This window comes from Kitasatospora sp. NPDC057015, assembly GCF_042673745.1.
Lineage (GTDB): Bacteria > Actinomycetota > Actinomycetes > Streptomycetales > Streptomycetaceae > Kitasatospora.
Genome location: NZ_JBHUSG010000021.1, coordinates 93124 through 104817, shown reverse-complemented (window position 1 = coordinate 104817; position 11694 = coordinate 93124). Strand labels below are relative to the sequence as shown.

Genomic DNA, 11694 nt, shown 5'->3' with positions numbered 1-11694 from the left:
CGCGGTCCTGCCCGGCGGCTCCGCTCCGCAGCACCGTTCCGAAGCCCGTACCTGCCGAAAGGCCCCTGATGTCCTCGTTCCTCGGCCGCCTCGGCGGCGCCGCGGCGGCCAGACCGTGGCGCACGCTCGTCGCCTGGCTGCTGCTGCTCACCGCCGCCTTCGCCCTCGTGTTCACCGTGGGCGGCAGCCCGCGCGACTCGTACCGGGTGCCCGGCACCCGCTCGCAGGCCGGCAGCGACCTGCTGGCCGAGCGCTTCCCCGAGATGTCCGGCGCCGGCGCCCGGGTCGTGGTGCACGACCGGAGCGGCGCCCGGGTCCCGGACACCGTGCTGGAGGAGCTGCGCGGCCGCCTCGCGGTGCTGCGCGGCACCCCGACCGTGGCCCCGCCGGTGTTCTCGCCGAGCGGCGACACCGCGCTGATCGCCCTGACCTACCGGATACCCGTCACCGACTTCAAGGGCTCCGAGGGCCTGGACGCGCTGCGCGAGGCCGCCGGGCCGGTCGAACGCGGGGGCCTGCAGGTGGAGTTCGGCGGCCAGCTGCCGGAGAACTTCTCCGCCCCCTCGGGCACGGCCGAGGCGATCGGCATCGTCGCCGCCCTGCTCATCCTGGTGCTCGCCCTCGGCACGGTGGTCTCGGCCGGCCTGCCGCTGATCGTCGCGCTCGCCGGCCTGGGCCTGGGCAGTGCGGTGATCTACCTGCTCGCCGCCGTCACCGACATCAGTGCCACCGCCCCGACGGTCGCCAGCATGGTCGGCCTCGGGGTCGGCATCGACTACGCGTTGTTGCTGGTCAGCCGCCATGTCGAGGGCCTGCGCCGGGGGCTGACCCCGCAGCGGGCCGCCGCCGAGGCGACCGCCACGGCCGGCTCCTCGGTGGTGGTGGCCGGCTCCACCGTGCTGGTGTCCCTGTTCGGTCTGAAGCTCGCCGGACTCGCCACCTACGCCTCCTTCGGCTACGCCACCTTCGCGGTGGTGGGCGCGGTGATGCTGGCCTCGTTGACCCTCGTCCCGGCGCTCTGCTCGCTGGCCGGCCCGCGCCTGCTGCGCCGGGCGGAGCGGCGCGGCGACGGCGCCCCGGCGCCCCGGCCGGCCGGTCCGACCCGTACCGAGCGGTGGGCCCGGTTGATCGGCCGCCGCCCGGTGGCCGCCGCCCTGGCCTCGCTGGTCGTGCTGCTGGCCCTGGCCGCGCCGATGCTCGCGATGCGCACCTGGCCGCAGGACGCAGGCATCCAGACGGAGTCCAACACCACCCGCAGGGCGTACGACCTGGTGTCCGCCGCCTACGGGCCGGGCGCCAACGGCCCGCTGCTGGTCACGGTCGACCTGCACAAGGTGCCTGCCGCCGAACTCCCCTCCATCGCGGACCGGTTGAAGAGTGACCCCGGGGTCGCCGGGGTGGCCCCGGCGGTGCTGAACGGATCGGCCGACGCGGCCGTGGTCTCCGTCCAGCCGCGGACCGGGCCGCAGGACACCGACACCCGGGAGCTGCTCGGCCGGATGCGCTCCGGACTCCTGCCGGACGGCGCCGAGGTGACCGGGGTGGTCGCGGTCTTCTCCGACATCTCCGACCGGCTGGCGTCCAGGCTCTGGGTGGTCGTCCCGTTCGTGGTGGCGCTGTCGCTGATCCTGCTGACGCTGCTCTTCCGGGCGCCCGTGATCGCGGTCAAGGCGGCGGCGATGAACCTGCTCTCGGTGGCCGCCGCGTACGGGGTGATGACGGCGGTCTTCCAGACCGACCAGGGAGCGCGGCTGCTGGGACTGCCGCACTCGGTGCCGGTCTCCTCCTGGGTGCCGATCCTGATGTTCACCGTGCTGTTCGGTCTGTCGATGGACTACGAGGTCTTCCTGCTCTCCCGGGTCCGCGAGGACTGGCTGGCCACCGGTGACGCACGGGGCAGCGTGGTGCGCGGGCTCTCCGCGACCGGCCGGGTGATCAGCAGCGCGGCCGCCATCATGGTGGCGGTCTTCATCGGCTTCGCGATCGACCCGGACGTCACCGTCAAGATGATGGGCGTCGGGATGGCGGCGGCCGTGCTGGTCGACGCCACGGTCGTCCGGCTGGTGCTCGTCCCGGCGACCATGACCCTGCTCGGCCGCGCCAACTGGTGGCTGCCCGGCTGGCTGGACCGCCTGCTGCCCGAGCTGCGGATCGAGCACGGCGACGGCCCGGTGCCCGCCGCCGCGGACCGCCAGCCGGTCGGCGTCTGACCCCGCGGGCCCTGCCGGGCGGCTACGGCTCCCCGGCGCGTACGACCGTCCCTCCCCGGGGCCGCCGGCATCGTCCGGCGGCCCCGCCGTCGTGTCGGTGGGCGTGTCGGCGGCGGTCTCCGCCTCGGGGTTCGCCGTCGTGTCCGCCGCCCTGTCGGGGCAAGGCGGGTGGCGTTCTGTACCTACTGGTATGTACAGTGGAGCCATGGCAACCCAGGACCGGCTGATCGAGAGCACCCAGGAACTCCTCTGGGAGCGCGGCTACGTCGGCACCAGCCCCAAGGCGATCCAGCAGCGGGCCGGCGTCGGCCAGGGCAGCATGTACCACCACTTCGCCGGCAAGCCCGACCTCGCGGCAGCCGCGCTGCGCCGCAGCGCCGAGCAGATGCGGGCGCTCGCCGAGGAGCGGCTGGCCGGCCCCGGCACCGCCTACCAGCGGATCGAGGCGTACCTGCTGCGCGAGCGCGAGGTGCTCCGCGGCTGCCGGATCGGGCGGATGGCGCAGGACCCGGAGGTGATCGCCGACCCGCAGCTCCGGGCGCCGGTCGAGGAGACCTTCGACTGGCTGCGCGGACGCATCGCCGAGGTGCTCGAAGAGGGCCTGGCGGCCGGCGAGTTCGCCCCGGGCGTCGATCCGGCCGACACCGCGGCCGCGGTGGTGGCCGTGGTCCAGGGCGGCTACGTGCTGGCCCGCGCCGCCGACAGCGTCGAGCCGTTCGGGCAGGCCGTCCGCGGCGCCCTCGGGCTGCTCGCGGCCCGGCGGCAGACCTGACCGCCGGGCCGACGCGCCCCCGACTCCTCGCGCGCCGACGCGCCCCCGACTCCTCGCGCGCCGACGCGCCCCCGACTCCTCGCGCGCCGACGCGCCGCACCCCGGTACATCCCGCACCCTCCCCCGCACGCACACCCGCACGCCCCGTGCGGCGAGAGCTCCGATCGGAGAGGCCCACCGTGTACGCGATGCAGTACGAGATCACCCTGCCCGCCGACTACGACATGGAGATCATCCGCAGGCGGGTCGCCACCAGGGGCCACCTGATGGACGACTTCCCCGGGCTCGGCCTCAAGGCCTACCTGGTCCGCGAGCGCGGCGACGAGGGCGGCTCGCCGGTGAACCAGTACGCGCCCTTCTACCTCTGGCGCACCGCCGAGGGCATGAACGCCTTCCTCTGGGGCTCCGGATTCCGGGGCATCGTCGAGGACTTCGGCCGCCCGGTGGTCCGGCACTGGGTGGGCGCCGGGTTCCGCTCCGGGCCGGCCGCCGACTCCACCCCGCTCACCGCCACCCGCCGAGCCGAGCCGCTCCCCGTAGGCGTCGACCCGGCCGAGGCGATCGAGCGGGCGCTCGCCGAACTCCCCGAGGACGAGACCCTGCACAGCGCGGCCGTCGCGGTCGACCCGGACCGCTGGGAGCTGCTGCGCACCGCCCTGTGGCGGGGGAGGGCCCCGGAGCAGCACGGCACCCGGTACCGGGTGCTGCACCTGTCCCGCCCGGGACTCCACGAACTGCCGGCCGGCCGGCACTGGTGAAAGGACCGACCCCGATGTCACCCGACGACCTCACCCCGGCCCCGCTGGAGCGCGAAGCGGGCTACCGCCTGCTGAACGAGCTGGCCGGCCCGCAGACGCAGGACCGGACCCTGCGCGGTCTGGACGAGCTCGCCCCCGGATTCCCCGACTGGATCGTCACCAGCCTCTTCGGCGGCACCTACCAGCGCCCCGGCCTGGAACTGCGGGACCGCCAGCTGCTCAACCTCGCCGCGCTGGCCGCCCTCGGCGGGGTGGAGCCCCAGCTCGCCGACCACGTGCGCAACAGCCTGCGGATCGGGCTGACGAGGGAGCAGATCATCGAGTCGATGGTCCACCTGGCGCCCTACATCGGCGTCCCGAAGGCCCTGGCCGGCCTGCGGGTGGTCGCCGCCACCCTCGCGGAGGGGGCTCCGGGCGGCGGGGCCGGGTCGTGACCGCCGTCCGCACCGTACGGGGGGACGTCGACCCGGCGGCGCTGGGTGTCTGCGACTCCCACGACCACCTCTTCCTCGCCTCCCCGCTCCTGCCGGGGCAGGAACTCGACGACCCGGCGGCGGCCGAGGCGGAGCTGCGCGCCTTCGCGGCGGCCGGCGGCCGGGCCGTGGTGCAGTGGACGCCGTACGGGATGGGCCGGGGCGCGGCGGACCTCGCCGGGCTCTCCCGGGACACCGGGGTGCACCTGGTGGCGGCCACCGGACTGCACCAGGCCCGGCACTACGAGCCCGACGTGCTGGCGGCGCTGTCCGACGTGGACGCGCTGGCCCGGCTGTTCGTCGAGGAGCTGACCAGCGGTCTGCGCGAGGCCGGCCCCCGGGGCGGGGCGCCGGTCGCGGTGCGGGCCGGGATGATCAAGGTCGCGGGCGGCTACCACGACCTGGACGAGCACGCCCGCCGGGTGATGACGGCCGCCGCCGCGGCCCACCACGCGACCGGCGCACCGATCGGTGTGCACCACGAACTCGGCACCGGGGCGCCCGAGGTGCTGGCCCTGCTCTGCGGCGAGCTCGGCGTCCCGCCCGCGCGGGTGATCCTCGGTCACCTCAACCGGTTCCCCGACCTGCGGATGCACCGGCAGCTGGCCGAGTCCGGCGCCTTCCTCGCGCTGGACGGCCCGTCCCGGGCCAACCACGCCACCGACCACCGCCTCCTCGACGTCCTGGCCGCCCTGGTCGACGCCGGTCACGCCGGCCAACTGCTGCTCGGCGGCGACACCACCACCCGGGCGGCCCGGGGCGCGCCCGGCCTGCCCCACCTGGTCGGCGGCCTCGCCGCCCGGATCACCCGGGAGTTCGGAGCCGGGCTGACCGAGCGGCTGCTGGTCACCAACCCGGCCCGCGCCTTCGCGGCCGACTGGGCCTGACGGGTCGGGCGGCCGCTTCCCCGGTCGGGGCCCGGTCGGGCGTCGGTCAGGGCCCGGCGGGCCGCGGGGCCTTCACCCCGTGGACGGCCGTGTACTCGGCGGCCAGCCAGGGCCCCAGGTCGTCGATCAGTACGGTGAGCGCGGCCCGGTCGGCGCCGGGCCGGCGGGCGAGGTCGGCGGCCAGCCGCAGCTGGCCGGCGCGCTCGGGGTAGTAGCGGCCGAACACCTCGGCGGACAGGCCGAGATCGCTGGTCCAGCCGCCCCAGCGCGGCATCACCAGCGTGAGGCCGGTCCGGACCGTGCGGCGGCCCACCGCCCGGCCGAGCGCCCTGGTCTCGGCCTCGGTAGCGGCGGCGGCCAGCCGCTCGCGCCAGCGGGGGAGGAGGCTGCCGAGATCGCCGTTGGTCTCGCGGGCGAGCAGCGAGGTAGGGCGGTAGCGCGGCAGCCGGGCGGCGAGGTCCTCGCCCAGCAGCGGGGTGCACAGGCAGGCGACGAACCAGCCGAGGTCGTGCCGTTCGAGGTCGCTCAGCAGGGTGGCGGTGTCGGAGAGCACGATCCCGGCGCCGTCGATCACGGGGTGGGCGGCGTCCAGCCCGGCCTCCAGCACCGCGGCGTCGGCCCGGTCGGCGGCGGTGGGCGGCCGGCGCAGCGCGAGCAGCAGGTCGAGGTCCGAGACGCCGGGGGTGGCGGTGCCGCGCGGGACGCTGCCGTAGAGGTAGGCGCTGTGCAGCCGCTCCGGCCCGAACAGCGCCGTGATGCGGGCCCGGGCGTCGGCGACCACCCCGGCGAAGGCGGGCGGCACCCGGTCGAGGGCGCCCTCGCGGGCGATGCAGCCGTCCTGGTCGAGTCCTGGAGCAGTCATGCCCTCACCCTGCCGGGCGCCGGCGACCGGGCGCCAACGGGTTTCCGGTGCCCCGGTACGCCCGCCGGGCGGCCCGCCGGTCGGGGGCCGGTGAGGCGCGGGTCAGCCCTTGACCGCGTAGCGGGCCAGCACCAGGTCCACGCCCGAGCTGATGATCCGGGTGAGCTCGGCCTCGTCCGTCTCGGTGTCGGTGCGGAAGGTCTGGATCAGCTGCGGCACGCCGACGGTGGCGGCGACGAACTGCTGGACGGCCAGCGCCGGGTCGGGCGTGTCGAGCTCGCCGCGTTCGTCGAGTGCGGTGAAGGCGGTGATCAGCGGCCGGTTGTACATGTCGAAGGTGACCCGGTACCAGAGCTGTCCGAGCTGCGGGAACCGGTCGATCTCGCCGATCACCAGGCGGCGCAGCGACATGATGTCGGGCCGCAGCAGGATGTGGGCCCAGTCCGTGGCGAGGTCGACCAGTGCGGTGCGCAGGTCGGGTGCGTCGGCGACGCCCGCGGCGCCGCACTCCAGGGTGGCGTACGTCTGCGGCAGTATCCCGCCGACCACGGCGAGGAAGAGCCGCTCCTTGTTGCCGAAGTGCTTGTAGACGGTGGCCTTGGAGACCCCGGAGCGGCTGGTGATCGCGTCCATCGAGGCGGCGGAGTAGCCGGCCCGCAGGAACTCCACCAGGGCGGCGTCGATGATCGCCTGTCGCTTGCGCTGCGACACCTCGACGGGGGCCGGGATGACGGGGATTCCGTACTCGTCCAGCGGGCCCGCGGGCTCGACTCCCATGGTGGTACTTCCTCTGTTCCGCGGGTGGGGGAGGGACAGACTACACGAATCGCCCCTCCGACCACACTGAACCGTACGGTTGACTGAACTGAACCGATTCGTTTAGTTTTCTCTCTGTCGAGGCCGGTTCGCTCAAGGACCAGCCGCACGCCGGTTTCTGAAGGAGCATCACCATGACCGTCTCCAAGGTCTTCGCCATCTCCGGTTCGCTCCGCGCGGGCTCGCACAACACCCTGCTGCTGCACGCGGCCCGGAAGTTCACCCCCGGCGACATGGAGATCGAGATCTTCGACGGCCTGCGCGAGATCCCGCCCTACGACCGGGACCTCGACAACCCGGAGGACCGCCCGGCCGTCGTCAACGACCTGCGCCGGCGGGTGCTGGAGGCCGACGGCCTGCTGATCGCCACCCCGGAGTACAACCACTCGGTGCCCGGCGTGCTCAAGAACGCCATCGACTGGCTCAGCACGGACTGGAGCGGCACCGAGGGCCGTCCGCTGCACCGCAAGCCCACCGCCGTCGTCGGCGCCGCTCCCGCCAACCTCGGTTCGGTGCGCGCCCAGCTGGCGCTGCGTCAGGTGTTCGCCGGCACCGAGACCGACGTCGTGGTCAAGCCGGAGGTGCTGGTCTTCCGCTCGCACGAGCGCTTCGACGCGGAGGGCAACCTCACCGACGAGACCGCGGTCGGCCTGCTGCAGGGCATCCTGACGGCCCTCCAGGACAAGATCGACGCCGACCGGGCGCGCCGCCAGGCGGCCTGACCCGTTCGGTGGTGGCGGACCCGTCCGACGGCGTGTCGCCGGCCCGGCGCACCTTCCCCGGCGCCCCGGCCACCCGTCCGGTCGGGTCCCCGCCGCCCCCCGCGCCGCCCGCTCGACGTCGTCGGCCGGGCGGCGCGGTGCGTCACCTCCGGGTGCCACCGCCGATCCGGATCCCGGTGCCGGTGCCGGTGGCGAACGCGTCCCGTCCCGGGTCGAGCACGGCGATCACGCGCCGGTGACGGCTCCGGCCCGCCCAGGCGTCGACGCCGCTACGGCGCGACCGGCGCCAGGGTGCCGGTGTGCAGCTCGCCGACCCGGCCGCCCTCGCCCTCGTACGTCCAGAAGGCCCGCACGGTCAGCGTGGCGAGGTCCATCACATGGCTGACGGTGATGCCGCTCTGCTCCGTCCAGCTGACGAAGTACTGCTCGGGGCCGACCTGCGCGACGTGCAGGGCGACGTCCTCCCACTGCCCGGCCGACTCGCCGAGCCCCTCCCAGCGCAGGCGCTTCCCGTCGGCCGAGTAGGCGTTGCGGAACTCGGCGCCGTTGTCGACCTGGAAGAGGTAGGTACGGCCGGCGAAGGCGGGCAGTGGCGCGGTCATGGCGGGGCTTGTCCTCGTCGTCTCGTGTCGGTGGGACGTGACCGGTCACCCGGGCACGCCCCACCAACCTATCCGACGGCGCCTGCCTTTCGCCCTACTTCAGGTAGGGGCCGTCCGCGCCGACCTTGCCCGGTGCGGCGTTGGCCCCGCCCAGGTCCAGCACGTACACGCGCAGGTTGCCCTTGCCGGGCGCCGCCACGCTCAGGGTGCCGTTGGTGACCGTCCGGACGTCGCCGGAGACGGCGTCCTTGTAGGTGCCGTTCGGGATCCCGGTGTACGTCGCCGCGTTGGTCACCGCGACCAGCGCGAACGAGTCGGTGCCGCTCGCCGCGTCGGTGTAGCGGCGCTTGAAGGCCATGTCACCCGACACGCCGGTGGTCGAGTACTGCCCCATCTGCAGGGCCGGCACCGCCCGGCGGATCTGGTTCAGCCGCTGGACCTGCTTGACCAGCGGCTGCGAGAGCGTGCTTGCGACCGCACCGGAGGCACCGGAGACCACCGAGAAGTCGGAGGCGGTCACGTCACCCGCGATCTTGTCGCCGTAGTAGGCGCGCCCGGTGGTGGCCAGCGGGCAGGTCGGGCCGCAGTCGATCTGCTTCCCGGCCTGGAACTCGATCTCGGAGCCGTAGTACAGCGTCGGGATCCCGCGGAAGGTCCACATCAGGGCCATGTTCTCGGCCCAGGCGTCGGTGCCGCCGGCGTACCGGGTGCTCGACTTGTTGGGGCCGAAGTCGTGGCTGTCCACGTAGACCACGTTGTACGTGGCGTCGTTGGTGGAGTCGTCCGAGTCCTTGCCGTTGTTGAAGGCGTTGGACGCGTCACCGAAGTTCATGTGCATGCGCATGTCGATGATGTTCATGCCGCTGAACTGGCTCTTGTCCGGCGTGTGGTAGCTGTTCCCGTTCAGGAACGCGTTGCTGGACGTGGGCTGGTTGGCGGTGCCCATGGTGTTCTCGTAGTTGAACTGGTCGAGCGCCGCCTGCACGTCGTCGGAGGTGTACTCCTTGCGCTCCTTCCAGGTGAAGAACTGCGCCGAGTGGTTCACCGAGCCGCGGTTCCACTTGTCGTTGACGAACGCGCCGACCTCACCGAAGACGAAGAAGTTCGCCGCCTTCGCCGCCCCGAACTTCTGGGTGACCTCGCTGTAGATGGCCGGCAGGAAGCGGCGGTTCCAGGTCACCCGGGGGATGTGCACGGCGGTGTCGATCCGGAACCCGTCCACGCCCATGTCGATGTACTTGTTGTAGGCGCCGATCAGGTACTGCTGGACGACCGGGTTCTCGGTGTTGAAGTCGGCCAGGTCCTCGTGCAACCAGCAGGAGCGCGAGTCCTCGCCCTCCCAGTTGCCGATCCAGCACTGGTGGTACAGCGCCTTCGGGAACATCCCCGACGTGGGGTTGGGCCACTGGCAGTTGTAGACCGTGTAGCCCTCGGCGCTGCGGCCCCCGGTCGGCACGCCCCAGTTGACGCAGGTGTTGCCGGCCGGCGCGGTGGTCGACCACATGTCGCCGTTGTAGTACGACTTGCCCGACACCGGGTCGACCGTCAGGCCGTCGTACTCGAAGCCCGCGTTCGGGGCGTCGTAGTACCAGCTCCACTGGGCGTCGCGGACGCCGTAGACGGTGGGCGTGAACAGGCCCTTGGCACCCCAGCGGGAGCTGTGGTTGTAGACCACGTCCTGGTAGATCTTGATGCCCTTGGCGTGCGCGGCGTTGATCAGGTCCTGGTACGAGGCGCCGGCCGACTCCAGCCGCGGGTCGACCTTGTAGAAGTCGTAGCCGTGGTACCCGTGGTAGTCGTAGTCGGAGCGGTTCAGCACCACCGGCGTGATCCACATGGCGGAGAAGCCGAGCGCCTTGATGTAGTCCAGCTTCTGGACGACGCCCTTGAAGTCGCCGCGGAACATCGGGTCGTTGTTGGCCGCGTTGCCCGACTTGACGTCCTGGCTGCCGCCCCGGTCGTTGCCGGTGTCACCGTCGTAGAAGCGGGCGGTGAGCAGGAAGTAGATCGGGTCCTTGCGCGGGTCCCCGCCGAGCGGGGTGCCGCCGGCGGCGGGCGGCGGCGCGGTGCCGGTGGTGGCGCAGCCGGGCGCGCTCGCGGCGGACAGGTTGCCCGCGGCGTCCAGCGCCTTCACGGTGTAGCAGTAGTAGGTGGTCGCCTCCAGGTTGGCCTCGGAGTACACCGTGGAGCCGGTGTTGACCACCGAGGTGCCCTTGGTCCCGCCGGTGCGGGTGATCTGGTAGCCGGTGACGGCCACGTTGTCCTTCGAGGCGTTCCAGGTCAGCACGACGGACGTGGCGGTGGCGCTCGCGGTGACCGCGGCCGGCACCTCCGGGGCGGTGGTGTCCGGCACGACGGCGGCGCACGGGTCGGTGGCGGAGCCGGTCACCGTGCGGTCCTTGACGATGCTGTTCCCGCTGCCGAGCTGGTAGTTGACGCCGTTGTTGTTGTCCCAGACGCCGTTCCCGTTGTTGAAGGTCGCCTGCCAGGTGGTGGCGGTGCCCAGGCTGACGGTCTTCCTGACCCAGCCGGTGCAGGCGGCGTCCATCCCGATGCCGGGCGCGGTGGTCCAGGTGCCGCCGGTGGGCGCCCAGTGCAGGTTGACCGTGCTCCAGCCGACGCTGGTGGTGGAGTACCAGACGGTGGCCGCGGTGCCGGTGGGGGGCGTGGTGGTGGTCGCGGTCGGGCTGGCCGTCGCCGAGGCGGACGCGCTCGCGGAGGCGCTGGCGGAGGCCGAGGCGGACGGTGAGGGGGTGGGATCGGTCGTGCCGCACGGGTCGCTGTGGGCGACCGCGCCGGCCTTGACCGTCACCGAGCCGGTGCCCAGCTGGTAGTTGGCGCCGCCGTTGCTGTCCCAGGTGCCGGAGCCGTTGTTGAAGGTCGCCTGCCAGCTGGTGGCGGTGCCCAGGGCGACGGTCAGCTTCACCCAGCCGGTGCAGGCCGCGGTCATCCGGGTGCCGGGGGCGGTCGTCCAACTGCCGCCCGCGGGCGCCCAGTGCAGGTAGTAGGCCGACCAGTTGGTGGTCGTGGTGGAGTAGAAGACGGTGGCCGAGGTGGGGGTGGCGGTGGCGCAGGGGTCGGTGGTGCTCACCGCGCCGCCGGTCACCGCGCTGATTCCGCTGCCCAGCGCGTAGTTGGCGCCGTTGTGGTTGTCCCAGCTGCCGGCGCCGTTGTTGAAGGTGGCGGCGAGAGCGGTGGCGGTGCCCAGGTCGACGGTCTTCTTGAACCAGCCGTCGCAGGCGGCGTCCATCGGGACGCCGGGCGCGGTGGTCCAGCTGCCGCCGGTGGGGGCGTAGTGCAGGTCGACGGTGGACCAGGCGGCGGTGGGCTTGTAGTAGACCGTGGCGGTGGTGGCCGCGTGCGCGCTGAGGGCGGGGATGAGAGTGGCGAGCAGGCCGGCGAGCACGGCCACGACGGCGGCCAGTGGCCGGCGGTGTCGATGGCGTCCGCTGCGTCGGGGCGCATGGCGAATGAGGTCCACGGCGGGACTCCTCGGGGCGGGCCGCCGGATGGGGCGGCCGGTCGGGTGGGGGAGGAGCGCGCGGCCGAGGGCAGCGTGAAGCGGCTGCAAGATCTTGCAGGCGCTGCGCCG

The 11694-nt window shown here is 73.4% G+C and carries 10 protein-coding genes; 6 read left to right on the top strand and 4 right to left on the bottom strand.

Features of this window, described 5'->3' with window-relative positions; translation table 11 throughout:
* Positions 1–68 precede the first annotated feature (68 nt).
* The 5 genes from ACFTWP_RS21075 to ACFTWP_RS21055 all read left to right on the top strand — a co-directional run bounded on the left by ACFTWP_RS21075 (position 69) and on the right by ACFTWP_RS21055 (position 5100).
* Entirely contained in the window at positions 69–2210 is a 2142-nt protein-coding gene (locus ACFTWP_RS21075; RefSeq protein ID WP_380266151.1) for an MMPL family transporter, read from the top strand.
* A gap of 190 nt (positions 2211–2400) precedes the next feature.
* Positions 2401–2982, top strand: a complete 582-nt coding sequence (locus ACFTWP_RS21070) for a TetR/AcrR family transcriptional regulator (RefSeq protein ID WP_380266150.1) — start codon at positions 2401–2403, stop codon at positions 2980–2982.
* 179 nt (positions 2983–3161) lie between these two features.
* Positions 3162–3740, top strand: a complete 579-nt coding sequence (locus ACFTWP_RS21065; RefSeq protein WP_380266148.1) for a DUF4865 family protein — start codon at positions 3162–3164, stop codon at positions 3738–3740.
* A gap of 14 nt (positions 3741–3754) precedes the next feature.
* A complete protein-coding gene (locus ACFTWP_RS21060) occupies positions 3755–4174 on the top strand; it encodes a carboxymuconolactone decarboxylase family protein (RefSeq protein WP_380266146.1) in 420 nt (139 codons plus the stop codon).
* Entirely contained in the window at positions 4171–5100 is a 930-nt protein-coding gene (locus ACFTWP_RS21055; RefSeq protein WP_380266145.1) for a phosphotriesterase, read from the top strand. Before ACFTWP_RS21060 ends, ACFTWP_RS21055 begins: the two co-directional genes overlap by 4 nt.
* 46 nt (positions 5101–5146) lie before the next feature.
* Here ACFTWP_RS21055 and ACFTWP_RS21050 read toward each other — a convergent pair whose 3' ends face one another.
* Both ACFTWP_RS21050 and ACFTWP_RS21045 read right to left on the bottom strand, forming a co-directional pair.
* Positions 5147–5962, bottom strand: coding sequence for a nucleotidyltransferase domain-containing protein (locus ACFTWP_RS21050; protein WP_380266144.1), 816 nt, complete (start codon positions 5960–5962; stop codon positions 5147–5149).
* Between the two features lie 102 nt (positions 5963–6064).
* Positions 6065–6739, bottom strand: coding sequence for a TetR/AcrR family transcriptional regulator (locus ACFTWP_RS21045; protein ID WP_380266143.1), 675 nt, complete (start codon positions 6737–6739; stop codon positions 6065–6067).
* A 173-nt stretch (positions 6740–6912) separates the two neighbouring features.
* Between ACFTWP_RS21045 and ACFTWP_RS21040 the strand changes: the two genes are divergently transcribed.
* Positions 6913–7500, top strand: coding sequence for an NADPH-dependent FMN reductase (locus ACFTWP_RS21040; RefSeq protein WP_380266142.1), 588 nt, complete (start codon positions 6913–6915; stop codon positions 7498–7500).
* Positions 7501–7769: 269 nt separating this feature from the next.
* Here the strand turns inward: ACFTWP_RS21040 and ACFTWP_RS21035 are convergent, their stop codons facing one another.
* Positions 7770–8102 (bottom strand): hypothetical protein, encoded by a 333-nt coding sequence (locus tag ACFTWP_RS21035; protein ID WP_380266141.1) that lies wholly within the window; start codon positions 8100–8102, stop codon positions 7770–7772.
* A gap of 94 nt (positions 8103–8196) precedes the next feature.
* Positions 8197–11583, bottom strand: coding sequence for a carbohydrate binding domain-containing protein (locus ACFTWP_RS21030; RefSeq protein WP_380266140.1), 3387 nt, complete (start codon positions 11581–11583; stop codon positions 8197–8199).
* Positions 11584–11694 lie beyond the last annotated feature (111 nt).